Source organism: Streptomyces adelaidensis, assembly GCF_016598475.1.
Classification (GTDB): domain Bacteria; phylum Actinomycetota; class Actinomycetes; order Streptomycetales; family Streptomycetaceae; genus Streptomyces; species Streptomyces adelaidensis.
This window is the reverse complement of record NZ_JAEMUX010000008.1, coordinates 105721-123562: the sequence shown is the minus strand read 5'-3', so window position 1 is coordinate 123562 and position 17842 is coordinate 105721. Positions and strand designations below refer to the sequence as shown.

The following is a 17842-nucleotide window of genomic DNA, read 5'->3' as shown; positions in this document are numbered from 1 at the left end:
GACATCGGACGGGCACGGACAGTGAGCACGAAGGAGAAGTGCGACCATCAGCGGACTCTGCCCCGCAGGTTCGTGAGCAGGTAGGCGCCCAGCAGTGCGGTCAGCGACAACAGCAGCGCCCCGCCCACGGGTTGGGCGATCACCCGTGCCACGGCCTCCAGATAGCGCTCTCCACCAAAAGGCCACTGCATCAGCGCGAGCTCTCGCAGCCGCATCGGAAACCCGACGGCATTCCGCACGGCCGGCCCCTCCAGCACCTTCTGCACCAGGGGTACGACGAGGAGGGGTACGGCGACCACGGCGGCGAGTCCAGCGGATGTAGAACGGAAGACGCCCGCCGCGAGCACTCCCGCCCAGGCGCACCCCACGACGAGCCCGATCCAACTCGCGCCGAGTGAGAGCCAGTCCGCGGGAACCTCGATGAGCTCCGGTCCGTAGACGAGATAGAGCACTTCGAGATCGCAGCCCACGGCGAGGAAGGCCAGCAGCAGCGCGGTGGCGGCGGCGACGAGGAGTTTCGCGGCGAGCAGTCCCAGCCGGCGGGGGACGGTGCCGCGGTCCGCGGCCAGGGCGGGGTGGCGGAACTCGTCGCCGAAGGCGATGGCGCCGAGCAGGCCCGCACCGATGGCCGCGGGTGGCAGCGGAAGCGCCCGTGGCCACGCGGCCAGCAGCCGCGGCTGGGGAGTGTGCCCGATCCTGGCCAGGAGCGCTGCCATGAGGGCGGAGGCGACGAGTACGGCGGCGGCGGTGACGTACGCGGTCCCGACCCCGGTGGCCCGGCGCAGTTCGTAGCGCAGCGGCCGCAACGGGCTCCGCGCCGCGCGGACGGTGATGGGCGGCGGGAGCGGAGGCAGCGGCTCCCGCTCGGACGGCTGTGCTGGGCGATCACGGAGCGCGGCCTTCGCGCGAGGCGCGGAGTTGACCTCCGGTGCGTAGACGGCGGGTGTCCGAGGGCCGGCGATGGCCGGCTGAGACCCCTCGGAGGGTGCGCGACCCGCGGCGGTCGCCTGAAACTCCTCAGAGGCCGGCCGCGGACCTGCGGCGGCCATCTGAGATGCGGCCGAGGCTGCCCGTGGACCGGCAGCGGCCACCTGGGGCTCTTCAGAGACTGCCCGTGAGCCACCGACGGCTGCCTGAGCACCGTCCGCAGGCACCCGGGTCTCCGCTACCGGCCTCTGAGCCTCCTGGGCCGAGCCATGGGCGCTCTCGGCCTCGGTCGGCGCCTCTTCGACGGGCGGCGGCGCCACCGGCGGCAGTGACCGCACCGACGGCCCCATGTCGCCGATCTCGTCCGCGAGTTGGTGTACGAGGATGCTGTGCCGGAAGGCGGTCTCGCCGATCTCGGCGCACGTACTGCCGTACACCGACAGCCGGTTGCCCCCCTCCCGCACGATCTCCACGGAACGCCGTGCGGTCCGGGCCTCCTTGGTGAGCAGGGCGTCCAGCCGGGCGGCGTGCGGGGTGCGGACGGCGACACGTGGCCGGAGCCGGGTGCGGGAGAAGTCGGCGGCCTCCTGGTCGGCGACGAGCCTGCCCTGATCGAGGGTGAGGACCCGATCGGCGGTCCGCGCGGCCTCCTTGGGGTCACCCGTGGTGAACAGGACCGTGCCGCCCTGATCCGCGTGCGCCCGCATGATGCCGTGCAGCCACCGTCCTTCGCGGACGGCGAGCCCGTCGGCGGGGTCGTCCAGGACGAGGGTGTGCGGGTCGGACAGCAGCGCGCAGGCCAGGCCGAGGCGGCGGTCCATGCCCCGCGAGAGCGTGTTCAGACGCGCCTCACGCAGGCTGACCAGGCCCATGACCTCCAGGACTTCGTCGGCGCGCCGTGCGGGCAGCCCCGCGGCGGCGCACAGCATCCGCAGATGGCCACGGACCGTGCGGGCCGGATGACCGGGCACCTCACCGAGCAGTACGCCCACTTCCCGCGTGGGGTGTGCGATGCGATGGAGGGGACGGCCCCTGAAGTAGGTGATTCCGCGGCCCCGTTGGAGTTCGAGCATGAGCTTCAGCGCTGTCGACTTGCCCGCCCCCGGCGTACCGAGGAGTGCGGTGACGCGGCCGGAGTGCGCCTCGAAGGACACGTCGTCGACGGCGGGCGGAAGCTCCTTGCGGGGGTTGCTGGTCAGTCCGATGGCCTGGATCACCCGAAGCAAGATAGCGCGGTATGTCCAGTTTTTCAGTCACCTTGAGGCTCGCTTCGACGACGGCTTCACAGTCGCCGTGCAGGCCTCGGACCGATGGTGGGCGCATGTCTCGGGCTTGTGTTCGCACGCCACCACGTCGGACGGTGCAGGGCCACTTCGCCGCCGCCTCCGTGGACGGCGGCGACCCGCGGCGGCTGCCGGAGTCGGTGGTGCGGGTACCGGCTGCGTCGCGTCAGACCTCGGGACGCAGCATCGGCGGGTTGAGCAGAGTGGCGCCGCCGGCGCGGAAGAGCTGGGCGGGGCGGCCGCCCTGACGCGTGGTGGTGCCGCCGGTGGGTACCAGGAAGCCGGGGGTGCCCGTCACCTTGCGGTGGAAGTTGCGCGGATCCAGCGCCACGCCCCACACCGCCTCGTAGACACGGCGCAGCTCGCCCACGGTGAACTCCGGCGGGCAGAAGGCCGTGGCCAGCGAGGAGTACTCGATCTTGGAACGGGCCCGCTCCACGCCGTCCGCGAGGATCTGCGCGTGGTCGAAGGCCAGCAGCGCCACCGGCTCGCCGTCCCGCCCGTAACCGCCCTGATCCAGCAACTCCTCGACAGGCGCCCAGCGTGCGCTGTTGGCGTCGCCGCCCGGGCGGGGTGCCGGCAGGTCGGGGGCCAGGGCGAGGTGGGCGACGCTGACGACCCTCATCCGCGGGTCGCGCTTCGGGTCACCGTACGTCGCCAACTGCTCCAGGTGCGCGCCGTTGTCCTGCGCGGGGGCGGACGGTTCATGGGCGGTCAGCCCGGTCTCCTCGGCGAGCTCCCGCGCCGCGGCCTGCGACAGATCCTCGTCCTGCCGTACGAAGCCGCCGGGCAACGCCCACCGCCCCTGGAACGGCTGCTCGCCCCGCCGTACCGTCAGCGCGCAGAGCGCGTGGCGACGGACGGTCAGTACGACCAGGTCCACAGTGACAGCGAAGGGCGGGTAGTCCGACGGGTCGTAGGGCATGTCGCGATCATAGTCGTCTGCCTGACGATAAACACTCCCTTCGCCGGTGGCTTCCCTGCTTGATCCACTTCAGTCCGATACCGGCCTCATGAGCCGGCCTTCGACCTCACTCACGCGTCACCGTCGATCGCTTCCCACACGTCACGCGAGGTCACACACCCAACTGCAGCCCACCGGCCGCCTCCTCGACCATGGCGAGCCCCAGCCTGCTCACACGTACGGCGAACGGGGCTCCCGCGACACGCAGTCCCGTCAGACCGATCTGGCCCAGCGGCGCACTGCGCACCGGCCGTAGGGTCACGGTCCCGGCAGGGGCGTCGGGGCGGATCCCGGCGAGGGTGGTGAGCAGCAGAACCCCGGCGGCCGCCGCCGTCGCGGCCGGTCTGCACGCGGCGGGGTGCGGCAACGGGGCGCCTCCTGCACTCCGCTGCTCTCCCGCGTACATCTCGGGCAGCCGGTGGCCGAAGCTCTCGGCTGCCGCCAGCACGCCCCGCAACAGGGAACTCGCCTCCTTCTCGTAGCCGGCGGCTGCCAGCCCCGCGACCGCCGTCGCCGTCTCCTGCACGCGCACGGCACCACTGCGGTGGCCGAACGGGTTGTACGCCGCCTCCTTCGCACCCAGGCTCCGCAGCCCCCAGCCCGAGTCCATGGCGGGCGCGCCGAGCAGCCGTGCGAGCTGCTCGGTGCGTACCTTGTCGAGGAGCCCCGTGGCCTGCTCCCCCGCGCCGAGCAGCCCGGTGTCGAGAAGGTGGGCGGCGCCGGCACCGAGGTGCGACACGATCCGTCCGTCCGGGGTACGGGCGGCCGCAGGTCTGCCGCCACCTCGGCCCTCGACCCAGAAGTCCGCCCCGAACCGGGTCCGCAGTGCCCTCCCCCAGTCCCTCAGCTCGGCCCCTCCGGGCCGGCCGTACGCATCGAGGAGCTCGGCGCCCAGCAGCGCGGCCCGGTGCGCATGTGCCTGGGTCTCGCAGCGCAGTGGCCCGCCGGGGCGCGGGTCTGGCAGATAGATGCCGCCCCCGACGGCGGCCCGCAGCCACCGCAGACAGCGCTCGGCGGCGGGCAGCAGCTCCTCCGTCTCCTGTTCCGGGAGCCCCCATCGCCGAGCCTCCGCGAGAAGCACGGGGAACAGGAGGGTCGCCTCGGTGCCGGTGCAACCCGGCGGCAGATGCGGGCCCGCGTCCCGCCGAGGGCCGGGGATCATGCCGGCCTGTGTTCCCGGGCCGGCGAGTTGGGTGCGGGCGAGGGTCCGCAGGGTGCCTGCGGCGAGGCGCGTGCCGAGCGGAAGCGTCATCCGGGCCGCGACCAACGCGTCGGCCGGAGCCATACCGCAGCGCCAGGGCGCGCCCGCCGCGAGGTGGGTGTCGGACGGGTTCTTCGGGTCGCGCAGCAGCAGCGCTTCGAGATCCTCCAGGCAGGTGCGCAGCAGAGCCTGCGTCGCCGGGTCGTCCCCTGCGGCCTGGGCCTGGGCGAGGGGGCTTGTGGCGCCGCGTCCCACCGGTCTGATGGGTCCCGCGCCGTCCGGCCGTACCCGCAGTTCCACGCTCCGGGTGCCGCCGGGCGGCAGTTCCAACTCCCAGCGCAGCAGCCCCGCTGATGCCAGGGCGTCGGCGGGCGGAGGGTTGGCGGTCACGGTCGAGTGCCCACTGGCGCAGGACCAGCGCAGGCCTGAGTCATGGACAGTGGCAGGCAGTTCCGGCCCGGCGCCGCCGGAGGCGACGGCGCCCAGTTCCGCGAGATCCGTCCCCAGGGACACCTCGACGGGCAGGCGCAACGGACGGCGGGCCGCGCTGTGCAGGGTGATCCGCTCGGTACCGTCCGCGTAACGCGTGCGCTCGACCATGACGTCCGGGTCCGGCCCTGCGTCGGCGGAGATGCGCAGGGTTCCCAAGAACCGGGCTCGGTCGGCCGTGATCATCCGTGCCTGCACGGCGAGTGGCTCCCGTCCCGCCACCCGCACCTGACAGCGCGAGAGCATGCGCCGACCGGCTCGGTAGAAGCCCTCCAGCCCGCTGCCGGTCAGCTGCCCCTGCTCCGTCGAGATCGCGAGGCCGGGGAGCGCGACACAGATCAGTGTGGTGTGTGCCGGCGGCAGCTCTGCGGGGCGACGCGGGGCGACGGGCTGCGGCTGCGGCTGCGGCTGCGGGGAAGAGCCTGCCGCGCCGGTATGGGCAGCAGCCCCCTCTTGGGTCCTGCCCGTCCCGGGCGGGGGAGCCACCAGGTCACCCGGATTCCCTGAGCGCGAGCCCGTTGGGCGGGTCGCCGGACCGCGGATGGCGGTGCGCGGCGCGCCTGTGGCGTCCCCACGGGCCCGGGCGGAGGGCTGGGCAGACCTGCGAAACGGGGGGACCTCGTCGTAGGCGTCGGGCATGGAGGGCAGGGGCATGAGGCGGCTTCTTCTGCGTTCGGCGCGCGTAGGGTGCGCTCGGCACCAGGTGGGGAGCCGGAAGAGGATGGGGTGACGCGGCGCCGAGGGCAAGCCACGGGTACCGCCACACGGGTGAACGGAACGGCTCCGCTCCGGGTAACGCCTCCTCTTCCGGAAGCCGACCGAATGACGGAGCGACGGGCCGGCTCGGGAGGCCGTGAAGCTGCGGGCGACGATTGGCCCGGGTGAGCCGGGGCAAGAACGGAACGGCGGGCGGAGGGGAGCCCGGAACGGGGACGGCACGGTCCTGCGGGCGGCTGATCCGGGCAGCGCGGCCATGTGAACAGGCAAGCCAGGTGACAGCCTCACGCGAGTCCAGAAGTGGATCAGCGCAGCCAGGTGAGCCCGGAACCAGAGCCACACCCGCACGCGAGTCCCGCGCTGGACTTGCTTACTCACTCCTCCCCCTCCACGGCTTGCGCTCCACCACCGCGGCGCGCCCGTGCCCGACCGCTCGCGCCGCCGGCCGCACGTCCCGGCCGCCGGCCGGCGGGTCGGGTGCCGTCGGCGGAACGCGGGCGGCGGGCATGAGCCGCGCCCGGGGACCGCCGGGTGGTGCGGCCGTCGGGACTCCCGTCGGGGCGGGACCTGCGTCGGCGGCGGGGGCTGGTGGGGACACAGGGCTGAGCGGCTGACGATTCCGCGCCGGAACACCGCTCGGTGGGGATCAGCTCGTCGGCGGCCGGGCCCTCGGAAGCCGCCGCCAGGTCGCGTCCCCTGCGTTCCGATCGCAGGCAGCGGCGAATGGACTCCGGGTCGAGGCCTTCGTTGCAGGCCTGGTGCAGGAGACGGGCGAAGAGGTAGTCCGGGTCTGCGGCGAGGGCCATGGCTAGGGCTTCGCGGGCCTCCAGTTCGTCGCCGGAGGACCACGCGACCCAGCCGACGAGCGTGAGCGGGGCGGCGGCATGCTCGCCGTAGGGGCCGACGCAGCGGCGGGCCAGCGCGCGCCAGAGCCGGAGGGCGGTGCGGGCCTCGTCGCCTTCCATCCATTCAGCCGCGCGGTCGCGGGTGGCCCGGTCCTGGAGTCCGAGGATCAGGGTGGCGGCGTCATCGTGTCCGACGAGTTCGTCGTCGTGGAGGTCCGCGTCGAGCGTGCCGGACACAGCAGGGGTGTCCGCGAGACGCCCCATGACTCGTTGCGCCACCGCAAGTGTCTCCTCGCCCACGTCCGCGCGACTCTCCGCGTCCAGAATCCGCGGGATGAGGGCGGACTGGGCGGCGTCGAGCGCGGTCTCCTGCCGCAACGCCGCCGCGGTCTCCCACGGCATGAGCCTCGCCCGCATCTCCTTCAGGGAACCGCGGACTTGAAGGCCGGCGTAGGTCGCGGCGGCGGCCAGCACGGAGGTGCCCGGCAGCCCCATCGCCGCTCCCTGGGGCGGGCAGCATCCGTTGCCGGGACAGCAGTAGGACCAGAAGCGGCCGTCGGAGATGCAGAGGGCCTCCACCACAGGAACGTCGAGGCTGCCGCATGCCCTCCGCAACAGCTGCGCGAGTGGCCGCAGGCGTTCCATGACGTCCTCCGACGACTCACCGCTCGCCGGATCCTGGCAGAGGAAGGCGACCATGCTCTCCGGCTTGGCTCCCCGGCGCTCGCTTCCGGTCACCAGTCCGTGGGCCAGTTGCTGGGCCACGGAGGGCCAATCGTCGGTCTGGGCCGGGATGCCGAGCCGTGCGCGCCCGCCGAACCGTCCGCGGGTGTCGCGGTCGTGGAGCGCGACGAGGACGATGCTGTCCTCGGGACGGTAGCCGAGCAGATACGGCAAGGCGTCGGCGAGCTCGGCCGGTGTGCGGAGGGTGACCTGCTGTTCTCCGTGAGGTCCGGTGGCTCCGCCGTGTTGGAGGTACGCGGAGGGTTCACCGCTGCCACGGCATCCGTTCTGCCCGCTGATGTCACTGTTGCCGGAGGTCCCGGCCGCTTCGCTGTGATTCGTCATGCGGCGACCATCTCGCGGATCTTGAAATTCCGCTTTGCCCTGTGGATAACTCCGACCATGACCACGTCAGAAGCTGTCCACAGTTCGCCCTCCTCGTTCGCGCGATGTCCGAGTCATCGGGTTGCATGGGGCCATGAGCGACGAAGACCTGCCCACCACCGACCGCCAAGATCTGCGTACGGCCGCCGATGCCGTGCTCACCCGCCTCGTCGGCGCCCCAGCGGGCACCGCCCGGCTGCGCGAGGACCAGTGGCACGCCATCGAGGCGCTGGTCGCCGACAAGCGCAGAGCCCTGGTGGTGCAGCGCACGGGCTGGGGCAAGTCCGCGGTGTACTTCGTCGCGACCGCGCTGCTGCGTGAGCGGGGCGCGGGCCCCACGGTCATCGTCTCCCCGCTCCTCGCGCTCATGCGCAACCAGGTGGAGGCGGCCGCCCGAGCCGGAATCCGGGCGCGCACCATCAACTCCTCCAACACGGAGGAGTGGGACACGATCCGCCAGGAGGTCACCGCGGGCACGGTCGACGTGCTCCTGGTCAGCCCCGAGCGGCTCAACAACCCGGACTTCCGCGACCAGGTCCTGCCCGAACTGGCGGCCGCGACGGGTCTGCTCGTGGTCGACGAGGCGCACTGCATCTCTGACTGGGGCCACGACTTCCGCCCCGACTACCGCCGGCTGCGCACCATGCTCGCCGATCTCCCGTCAGGCGTGCCGGTGCTCGCCACGACCGCGACAGCCAACGCTCGCGTGACGGCCGACGTGGCCGAGCAACTGGGCACCGGCGGCGGCACCGACGCGCTGGTCCTGCGCGGACCGCTGGACCGGGAGAGTCTGAGCCTCGGCGTGCTCGAACTGCCGGACGCCGCCCATCGGATGGCCTGGCTCGCCGACCACCTGGACGAGCTTCCGGGCTCCGGCATCATCTACGCACTCACCGTGGCCGCCGCCGAGGAGGTCACAGCGTTCCTGCGCCAGTGCGGGCACACCGTGACGTCGTACACCGGCAAGACGGAGAACGCGGACCGGCAGCAGGCCGAGGAGGATCTGCTCGCCAACCGGGTCAAGGCACTGGTCGCCACCTCCGCGCTGGGCATGGGCTTCGACAAGCCCGACCTGGGTTTCGTGGTGCACCTGGGCTCGCCGTCCTCCCCCATCGCCTACTACCAGCAGGTGGGCCGCGCGGGCCGCGGCGTCGAACACGCCGAGGTGCTGCTCCTGCCCGGCAAGGAGGACCAGGCAATCTGGGAGTACTTCGCCTCGGTCGCCTTCCCTCCGGAGGAGCAGGTGCGCCGCACCCTGGACGTCCTCGCGCACGCGGAGCGGCCGTTGTCCCTCCCCGCCCTCGAACCGCTGGTGGAGCTGCGCCGCTCCCGGCTGGAGACAATGCTGAAGGTCCTCGACGTGGACGGAGCGGTACGGCGCGTCCAGGGCGGCTGGATCTCCACCGGCGTCCCCTGGACGTACGACACCGAGCGATACGCGTGGGTCGCCAAGCAGCGCGCGGCCGAGCAGCAGGCGATGCGCGACTACGTCACGACGTCGGGCTGCCGCATGGAGTTCCTGCGCCGGCAGTTGGACGACGAGGACGCCACCCCGTGCGGGCGCTGTGACACCTGCACGAAGCCCAGGTTCGCGGACTCCGTCTCGTCGGCGGCGCTGGACGCGGCGCGCGGTGAACTGGGGCGCGCAGGTGTCGAGGTGGAGCCCCGCAAGATGTGGCCGACAGGGTTGCCGGCGGTCGGGGTCAATTTGAAGGGGCGCATTCCGGCTGGTGAGCAGGCATCCCCCGGGCGGGCTCTGGGTCGGCTCTCGGACATCGGCTGGGGCAACCGGCTGCGCCCGATGCTCGCACCTCAGGCCCCGGACGGCCCCGTTCCGGACGATGTGGCGAAGGCCGTGGTCGCCGTGCTGGCCGACTGGGCGAAGGGCCCCGGCGGTTGGGCCTCCGGGCAGTCCGACGCCCAGCCGCGCCCGGTGGGGGTCGTCACGATGGCGTCCCGCTCCCGGCCGCAGCTGATCGGTTCCCTGGGCGCGCGTATCGCCGAGATCGGCCGCCTGCCCCTGCTGGGATCGGTGGCGTACACCGGCGCGGTTTCCCAGGTCACCCGCAGCAACAGCGCACAACGGCTCAAGGCGCTCGACGGGGCACTGACCGTGCCCCCCGAACTGGCCGTCGCCCTTGGGGAGGCGGGCGGGCCGGTGCTCCTCGTGGACGACGCGACCGAGACCGGCTGGACACTCGCGGTCGCCGCGCGCGTGCTCCGGCGCGCGGGCGCACAGGGGGTGTTGCCCCTGGTTCTGGCAGTCCGGGCCTGACCGCCCGCGAACCAGACGTGGGTCCACTGCCACCTGGGCCTTCCCATCAAGCTCTATGAGCAGGGATATAAGCGATGCATCGTCACAAAACCGCCACTAGCCCCAATTGCTCGTTGCCGCAACGAAGTTCGCCAGGAAGAATTGGAGTCCGCTCCCCGCACGGCCCACCCGTGAATCGGTAGGGCTTCTGCTGCGGCGTGCGCTCCCCCAAGTCCGACCCCCGCCCGCAGTGTGGGCGCGTAGCCGAAGGGAGGATCGTGACCTTCGGATTCGCTCCGTCCTCGGCGGCCTCCGTGTCGTCCTCTGCCGACCTGTCCGCCGCTTCCGCCAACCGGTTGCTCGAGCCCGCGGAATGGGCCGCCGCCGGGATTCCGCTGCTGCGCAATCCCCGTGAGGTCGTCAGCGGGCTGCACGCGCGACACCAGCCCCGGCCGGCGACCGCGGTCGTAGCCGTCCTGGATCCGGACGAGCGGCTGAGCGCGAGTGCCTCGTTCATCCGGCGTCCGGCCCCGGCCGACGGCTGGATGTTCCGCAACGCGCTTCTCGCCCAGTTGCGCCGCGTCATCCCACACGACCTTCGTCGGCGCACACCGGTGCGTACGGCCGTGCTGCTCTACTGCCGTGACGGCGACGCGGGTTGGACGGAGGAGGACGGGGCGTGGATGTGGGGGCTGCGGGACGCCTGCACACTGCACGGGCTGCGCTGCGGGGCGTACATCACGCTGACACGTGACGGCTGGCAGGTCCTCGGCGAGGGCCGTGGCGGACGCCGCCCCCACGCGGACTCACCGGCCGAGCCCTTCGCCACGGCCATGGCACCGCCGCCGATGCCTCGCACCGGCGGCGTCGCCTCGGATGTGCTGCGCCGGGCGGCGGCCCGCTGACACCGGCTCCCGCCACGACTACGACCGTGGCCGGGACCGCCGTCTGCACTGCGTCCGCGTCTGCGTCTGCGAGGCGCTGAAAACCCCGGCCGGGACGCTCAAATCGTCCGGCCGGTTCGACCAACGTAGGACTGAGACTCGGTTCTCGGAAGCAGGCTCCCACACCTGCGAAGCGAGCTCCCGAGCGCCACCCTCGCGCACGTGAGCCCCCGGACACGCCGAAACACCCCGCAGGCACGCCGAAGCGCCCCATCGCGGGGTGTGGCCGTAGCAGCGCCCTTGTCGTCCTGCGGGCGCGCACGGCTCCCCGGTGAGCCCTGGCGGGCCGACCGGGGGCGAGGTCCGCAGTGGCTCAGACTCCGACGCCCAGCACCGAGTTGATCGTCTGCGTGTCACCACAGACGATCAGCAGGGTCCGGGCCCGGCCGAGAGTCTGGGGCAGCGCCAGTGCGGTGGCGGACTCGGTTCCGCCGTTGACTGCGACCACGACCACGGGACGCGGCGCGGCCCGGTCGATGGCCGAGGCATCGGCGTAGAAGACGTCGTCACCCGCGTCGTGCTGCGCCCAGTAGGCGGCTTCGCCGAAGGACAGCTCGTGGGCGGCCCACGGATGCGACTCACCGGTGGTGATCACCAGTACGTCGCCGGGGGTACGGCCCGACTCCAGCAGCAGGTCGACGGCCTCCTCGGCGGCGTCCAGCGCGCCCTCGGCCGAGGCCGGGATCAGCTGGATCTGCGGGGTGGCGGCAGGAGCGGACGGCTCGGGCTTGGCCGCGGCGTGCGCCGCGCGCTGAGCCGGCACCGGCCGGGCAGGACCCGGGCGACCGGGACGCGGCGGGGCCGCGGGACGGGGTCCGGGTACGGGACGGGGGGTCGGCGCGACGCGGCCACTGGCCGGAGTGGTGCGCGGACCCTGGGCACTCTCGTGAATCTGAGGCTCCTCGGGAATGAGAGGCATGAGCTGATTTTTATCAAACGCCGGTGCGACTCGCCTCGGCGGGTGGCGCATGAGTGCGAACGAAATCCGTCAGAAATCGAAGCCGAGCTGCCCCTCGATCTCCGGAACGCTTCCGTCCGCCCATTTGCGGACCTTCTTGAGGTGCCGCCACTGGGGCAGCGCATCAAGATACGCCCACGACAACCGGTGGTACGGGGTGGGGCCCCGCTCCGCCAGCGCGGCCTTGTGCACAGGCGACGGATACCCGGCGTTGGCCGCGAAACCGAAGTCTGCATGGTCGATACCCAGTTCGGCCATCATTTTGTCGCGCTGAACCTTGGCGATCACCGAGGCCGCCGCCACGGCGACGCAGGACTGATCGCCCTTGATCACCGTACGGACCCGCCAAGGTGACCCGAGGTAGTCGTGCTTGCCGTCGAGGATGACCGCGTCGGGCCGCACCGGCAGCGCGTCAAGGGCCCGCACGGCGGCCAGCCGCAGCGCGGCCGTCATGCCCAGGTCGTCGATCTCCTCCGGAGAGGAATGACCGAGGGCGTACGACGTCACCCACGTCAGCAGGTGCTTGGCGAGCGTCTCGCGCCGCTTGATCGTGAGGAGCTTGGAATCGGTGAGGCCCTCGGGCGGTCGGCGCAGTCCGGTGACCGCCGCGCAGACGGTGACGGGACCGGCCCAGGCTCCGCGCCCCACCTCGTCGACACCGGCAATGATCTTCGCTCCGGTCGTGGCGCGCAGGGAGCGCTCGACGGTGTGAGTAGGTGGTTCGTACGGCATGGCGCCCTTAGCCTACGCCGCCCGCACCCCCACGCGACACCCAGGTCTCTGGGGGCCACCTCAGCACCGGCGCGGACCCGGCTCAGGCAGCTCGCCGGCTCAGGAGGGGCACCATCAACTGGTCGATCATCTCCTCGAGGTCCCGCTCACTCCATTCACTGCCGCACATCTTCGAGCGGTACATCATCATGGCTGGAATCGCGTCGTAGACATAGCCGTTGGCGGCGTCCGGTCGCACCTCGCCCCGCCGGATTCCCCGCTCCACGACCTCCCGGAGCAGCTTGACGGTCGGCTCCACGACACCCCCGATGATCACGCCATGGAAGCGTTCGGCCTGTACGGTGTCGCATTCGTGAATAACCGAGCGCAGCGCGAATCCGGGGCGCGAGAACATCGCCTCGCGCGCCTGCCGGCACAGCTCCAGCAGATCCTCGCGCACGCTTCCCAGATCGGGCGCCTCGTCGAAGCGGGGCAGTCCGGCCTGGAGCGCGTCGGCGACGAGGTCCTCCTTGGACGGCCAGCGGCGGTAGACCGCGGCCTTGCCCGTCTGGGCGCCCGCGGCGACTCCCTCCATGGTGAGTCCGTTCCAGCCGACCGTGCTGAGCTGTTCCAGCGCGGCATCGAGGATCGCGCGCTCCAGCACTGCGCCGCGCCGACGAGGGGGGGCCGCCTGAACAGGAGCGGCCGTCCAGCGCGAAGTGACCATCTGTGTTTCTCCGTTGAGCCTGGGGCGGGGGATGCGAGGAAGCGGGCGGACGTACGGAGCGCGCCACGGCGGCGACTTCGGTGAACGCTTGCGTTCACTAAGGGGGACTCACTACCGTTGACGCGGCAGTGAACGCGAGCGTTCACTAACGCACTTGTGGGGGACCCATAGTGACAACCTCTCCGTTGATTAAGGATCAGAAGCCGGGAGCGGCCCGCCGGGAGGGGCACCCCGGCATCGCGCTCACCGTCATCGCGGCCTGCCAACTCATGGTGGTACTCGACGCGACGATTGTGAACATCGCACTCCCGCACATTCAAGACGCTCTCAAGTTCAGCACCACCGACCTGACGTGGGTGGTCAGCGCCTACACGCTGACCTTCGGCGGTCTGCTGCTCCTGGGCGGCAGGGCTGGGGACATCCTCGGCCGCCGCCGCGTCTTCATGACCGGAATCCTGCTGTTCACCCTCGCCTCGCTGCTGGGCGGGCTCGCCCAGGAGCCCTGGCAGCTGCTGGCCGCGCGCGCCCTCCAAGGCGTCGGCGGCGCGATCGCATCGCCGACCTCGCTGGCGCTCATCACCACGACGTTCCCCGAAGGGCCTGAGCGCAACCGGGCATTCGGTGTCTTCGCGGCGGTCTCCGCCGGTGGCGGCGCCATCGGCCTGCTCGCGGGCGGCATGCTCACCGAGTGGCTCGACTGGCGTTGGGTGCTCTTCGTCAACATACCCATCGGTGTACTGATCGCGGTGCTCGCACCGATGTACATCAGCGAGTCCGAGCGGCACCCGGGGCGGTTCGACATCGCGGGCGCGCTCACCTCGACGGCCGGTATGGCCTCGCTGGTCTACGGCTTCATCCGCGCGGCGGAGGAGGGCTGGCGGGACAGCCTGACCATCGGCTCGTTCGTGGCCGCGGTGGTCCTGCTGCTGGCGTTCGGTTTCGTCGAGAGCCGGGCCAAGGAGCCCATCACCCCGCTGAGGATGTTCAGCGACCGCAACCGCTCGGGCACGTACGTGATCATGCTGAGCCTGGCCGCGGCGATGTTCGGCATGTTCTTCTTCATCGTGCTGTTCGTGCAGAACGTGCTGCGGTACACGCCGATCGAGGCCGGCCTGGCCTTCCTCCCGGTGACCGTCGCGATCGTCACGGGCGCGGGTCTGTCCCAGCGGTTCCTGCCGGTGCTCGGGCCCAAGCCGTTCATGCTGGTCGGTTCGACATTCGTCGCGCTCGGCCTCACCTGGCAGACCTTCATCAGCCCCGACAGCTCGTACGTCGGCGGGGTGCTCGGCCCGATGCTGCTGTTCGGGTTCGGCATGGGCCTGAACTTCGTGACGCTCACTCTGACCGCCGTCTCCGGGGTCGGCCCGCACGAGGCCGGCGCGGCGTCCGGTCTGCTCAACGTCACGCAGCAGGTGGGCGGTTCGCTCGGCCTGTCCATCCTCACCACGGTCTTCGGCGCGGCCAGCCGTGACGAGGCGGAGAAGCAGGTGCAGCTCTTCATGGCGCAGGCCACGGCCGAACAGAAGGCCGAGTTCGCCAGAAGCCAACAACTGCCCGCTCCCTGGAGTCACGAAGTGCTGGCCCAGGGCATCTCGACGGCGTTCGTCCCGGCGGTCGCGATGGCCGTACTCGCCCTGGTCACCGCCGCATTGGTGATCAGGGTCCGCAAGAGCGACCTGGACGCCCTTTCCGGCACGGCCGGCCCCGCCGCCGGAGGCTGAGGGGGCACGCCATGGATGGCCGGACGACGCCCGTCGTGGTCCGGCCATGCGCGGGAGGGCGATGTTCACGATCGCCGCGTCGAGTACCACCACGAGTTGGCAGGCCGCGACGACACACGCCGACGCCCGCCGAGCCCCAGCGCCCCAATACCCGCCCCCGGCGAGCCCGGTAGCTCCTCAGCGGTACTCCGTCCCCGTCTCCGTCCCCAGCGCACCGCACGCCGGCCTGCTCGCCCCCGGCGATACCGGCCGCTCGTCCAGGATGCGTCGGGCCTCAACGTCTCCCCAGCTCGTGGCGTACCAAGGCGTGTCGTCCCGCTCGTCCAGGTCGGCCCTGATGTCCCACAACGCGCACGACCTCAAGGGCTCCTTCAGCCGGTCCATGGCGGGTACCGCATCGGCGGACAGCCCCTTCGCGTATGCGAGATCGAACCGGCCCGTGGTCTCGTACCGCTCGACGTTGCGCTCGGCGATCAGCGCGTCCGGTGACGCCAGTCCGAAGACGAGCACTCCGGCGACCGCGGAGGCCGCGACGGCACGCGGCAGCCGGCGGGCACCCCATACCCCGGCAGCCATGATGAGCACGATGACCAGACCGAGCCAGAGCTCCATGGTCAGCACCGAGATCCTCAGTCGCGTCAGCCCATAAGCCTCCACATACATGTCCATACGACGCACAGCGGATGCCACGACAACGAGCGCCAGCGCGCACAGGGTTCCGAGCACACCGCGTACGAGCGTCCGGTCACTCGATCGAGTGCGCGGCGCCCAGCGCAGGGCGACCACGATGACCAGCAGGGTGAGCAGCGTGGCCATGAGCAGCTGCCAGAAGCCCTGACGGGCGTATTCGGCGTAGGTCTGGCCGGTCTCCTTCAGGACGGCGTCGTAGCCGCCGAAGAGCACCGCGAGCTGGACGGCGTTGAAGACGGCGAACAGCGCGACGAGCCCGACCAGCGGCAGCGCCCACTCGACACGGCTTCGGGCGCGGCCCGCGGGCACCGGGACCCGGTCCCAGTGGGTGGGCGCGGCCGCCGTATGGGCCACCGCGAGGGTCCCGAACAGGCCCAGCGCGAAGAGCAGCACCCGCCAGGGCCCGTCGGACACGGAGACGTCGGGCACAAGAGAGCCGAGCAGGTCCGCGAAGGCCGCGTCGGCCCCGGCGAACAGCATTCCGAAGACCAGCAGCAGTACCGCCGCCACGACCAGCGCCCGCAGGATCGGCACCAGGTGGCCCCGGTCGCCGCCCACCCGTTCGCGCAGCCCCTGCCAGGCCCAGACCTGGCCGGTGACCAGCGAGGTGAACGCACCGATCGGGCCGAGCAGGACAGCGGGCCAGGTGCGGCCGCCGTGCAGCGCGAGCGAGCCCGCGCCGAGCGCGGTGATCACGGCGAAGAACGTGGGCCATTGAGCGGCGTGCAGCGCGGGCACCATCAGTAGGGCGAGCCCGCTGACGCCCCACACGAGCGCCCACGCGCGAGGGCGTCGGCCCGCCCGCCGTCCGGCGGCGTACACGGCGAGCGTGGCGGGCACGGCGACGATGATGGTGTTCACCGCCAGTCCCTCGCCCAGGAGCAGCATGCTGAGGATGCCGGCTGCCAGAGCGGCCCACAGGGTCGCGGTGCGGATCGGCGCGGGGTCCTCCGGCCCGAAGTCGATCAGCCTGGGCATCGCGGGCGGCGGTCCGCCCGTTGTCGGTTCGGGCCCGCCCGCCCGGCGCTCCGGGACGCCGTCCGTAAGCGCTGCCGCCCCCGATCGGCGCTCCTCGGTCGAAGCGTGCGCCCTGGGCACCTGGCCTTCGGACTCTGACCCGGACACCTTCGAAGTGGATGGTGTTGACGGTGTTTCGGACACGGGACCCCCTCCCCCGACCGGCCCTCACCGCCTACCGTACGCAGCGCTCCGCTGCGGCAGAAGGTTCGTGGCCGGTACCTCGTCGCCGCGGCTCGTCATGATCAACAGGCGGCGTGGCGGACAGGCTATGGCGCCAGGGAGCAGCCACGGGTGGCGCGGGAGCGCACTGTGGCACTCCTGTGACAGTTGAAGCGGTTGGGACGGATTGGACCGGGGAAGCGCAGCCCCGGCCGGTCATCCGATCCGCATCCAGTCCGGCAGCCCCTCGGTCTGCTCCGCCCATGCCTCGGGAGGCGCCCCGGCCTTCCCGGAGGCGACTACTCCCCCGACGATGGCGCAGGTCGTGTCGACGTCGCCACCCACCTGCGCCGTCGTCCAGAAGCCCTGCTCGTAGTCGCCGAGGGCCCGTGCCGCGGACCAGAGCGCGAACGGCACGGTGTCGTGCGCCGTCGTACGCCGTCCGCAACCCAGTACGGCTGCGACGGTGTCCGCGTCGGCGTAGTCGAGCATGTCCCGGGCGCGCCGCAGGCCCGCCCCGACGGCGCTCTTCGGGACGAGTGCGATGACGCCGTCGAGAAGTGCTCCGGCGCTCGGCCGTCCGGCCGGGTCGGCGGCGAGGGCGGCGGCCGCGGCGACGGCCATGGCGCCGACGACGGCCTCGCGGTGCTGATGTGTGGGGTAGGCCGAGATCTCCGCCTGGTGGGTCGCCTGCTCGGGGTCGTCCGCGTACCAGGCGCCCAGGGGGGCGATCCGCATGGCCGCGCCGTTGCCCCAGGAGCCCTGGCCGTTGAAGAGCGCTGAGGCCAGCTCGCGCCAGTCGCCGCCCTCGCGGACCAGGCGCAGCAGGCGGTTGACGGCGGGCCCGTAGCCCCGGTCGAAGTCGTGGTGGACGGCGAAGGAGCGGGCGAGTTCGTCCTGGTCGATCCGGTGGTGGGCGGCCAGGACGTCCACGACGGAACAGGCCATCTCGGTGTCGTCGGTCCACTGCCAGGGACCGGGCGGGGTCTCGCGGCGCTTGAGCAGCGGCAGGTTCACGGGCACGAAGTACTGCGAGCCCAGGGCGTCCCCCACCGCGAGTCCGCGCAGGCTGGCCAGGGCACGCTGCAGGCGGCCATCGGGAGAGGAGTCAGCGGTCATCGCCCC

12 protein-coding genes are annotated in these 17842 nt (G+C 72.0%); 3 read left to right on the top strand and 9 right to left on the bottom strand.

Annotated elements, in window-relative coordinates; translation table 11 throughout:
• Positions 1 to 47: 47 nt before the first annotated feature.
• From I8N67_RS06765 to I8N67_RS06750, 4 genes are all read right to left on the bottom strand, one after another.
• Complete coding sequence (locus I8N67_RS06765; protein WP_200301662.1) at positions 48 to 2144, bottom strand: ABC transporter ATP-binding protein; 2097 nt, start codon at positions 2142 to 2144, stop codon at positions 48 to 50.
• 232 nt (positions 2145 to 2376) lie between these two features.
• On the bottom strand, positions 2377 to 3135 hold the full coding sequence (locus I8N67_RS06760; RefSeq protein ID WP_200301661.1) for an NUDIX hydrolase: 759 nt from the start codon (positions 3133 to 3135) through the stop codon (positions 2377 to 2379).
• Between the two features lie 151 nt (positions 3136 to 3286).
• A complete protein-coding gene (locus tag I8N67_RS06755; protein WP_372443654.1) occupies positions 3287 to 5503 on the bottom strand; it encodes a glycogen debranching N-terminal domain-containing protein in 2217 nt (738 codons plus the stop codon).
• 452 nt (positions 5504 to 5955) lie between these two features.
• On the bottom strand, positions 5956 to 7494 hold the full coding sequence (locus tag I8N67_RS06750) for a DUF4192 domain-containing protein (protein WP_200301660.1): 1539 nt from the start codon (positions 7492 to 7494) through the stop codon (positions 5956 to 5958).
• 133 nt (positions 7495 to 7627) lie between these two features.
• On the opposite strand from I8N67_RS06750, the gene I8N67_RS06745 reads away from it, so the two are divergent.
• Positions 7628 to 9808: a RecQ family ATP-dependent DNA helicase gene (locus I8N67_RS06745; RefSeq protein ID WP_200301659.1), complete on the top strand. Its 2181-nt coding sequence runs from the start codon at positions 7628 to 7630 to the stop codon at positions 9806 to 9808.
• 257 nt (positions 9809 to 10065) lie between these two features.
• Positions 10066 to 10692, top strand: coding sequence for a hypothetical protein (locus tag I8N67_RS06740; RefSeq protein WP_200301658.1), 627 nt, complete (start codon positions 10066 to 10068; stop codon positions 10690 to 10692).
• Positions 10693 to 11044: 352 nt separating this feature from the next.
• On the opposite strand, the gene I8N67_RS06735 is transcribed toward I8N67_RS06740, so the two are convergent.
• From I8N67_RS06735 to I8N67_RS06725, 3 genes are all read right to left on the bottom strand, one after another.
• A complete protein-coding gene (locus tag I8N67_RS06735) occupies positions 11045 to 11650 on the bottom strand; it encodes a hypothetical protein (protein ID WP_200301657.1) in 606 nt (201 codons plus the stop codon).
• A gap of 69 nt (positions 11651 to 11719) precedes the next feature.
• The gene (gene rnhB / locus I8N67_RS06730; protein ID WP_200301656.1) at positions 11720 to 12421 is read right to left on the bottom strand and encodes a ribonuclease HII; all 702 of its coding nucleotides are present in this window, start codon (positions 12419 to 12421) and stop codon (positions 11720 to 11722) included.
• Positions 12422 to 12503: 82 nt separating this feature from the next.
• On the bottom strand, positions 12504 to 13127 hold the full coding sequence (locus tag I8N67_RS06725) for a TetR/AcrR family transcriptional regulator (protein ID WP_200301655.1): 624 nt from the start codon (positions 13125 to 13127) through the stop codon (positions 12504 to 12506).
• Positions 13128 to 13297: 170 nt separating this feature from the next.
• Here I8N67_RS06725 and I8N67_RS06720 point away from each other — a divergent pair, with 170 nt between their 5' ends.
• The gene (locus tag I8N67_RS06720; protein WP_200301654.1) at positions 13298 to 14848 is read left to right on the top strand and encodes an MFS transporter; all 1551 of its coding nucleotides are present in this window, start codon (positions 13298 to 13300) and stop codon (positions 14846 to 14848) included.
• Positions 14849 to 15025: 177 nt separating this feature from the next.
• On the opposite strand, the gene I8N67_RS06715 is transcribed toward I8N67_RS06720, so the two are convergent.
• Together I8N67_RS06715 and I8N67_RS06710 are read right to left on the bottom strand one after the other, a co-directional pair.
• Complete coding sequence (locus tag I8N67_RS06715) at positions 15026 to 16516, bottom strand: DUF4153 domain-containing protein (protein ID WP_200301653.1); 1491 nt, start codon at positions 16514 to 16516, stop codon at positions 15026 to 15028.
• 417 nt (positions 16517 to 16933) lie between these two features.
• Positions 16934 to 17836, bottom strand: coding sequence for an ADP-ribosylglycohydrolase family protein (locus tag I8N67_RS06710; protein WP_200301652.1), 903 nt, complete (start codon positions 17834 to 17836; stop codon positions 16934 to 16936).
• Between the last annotated feature and the right edge of the window lie 6 nt (positions 17837 to 17842).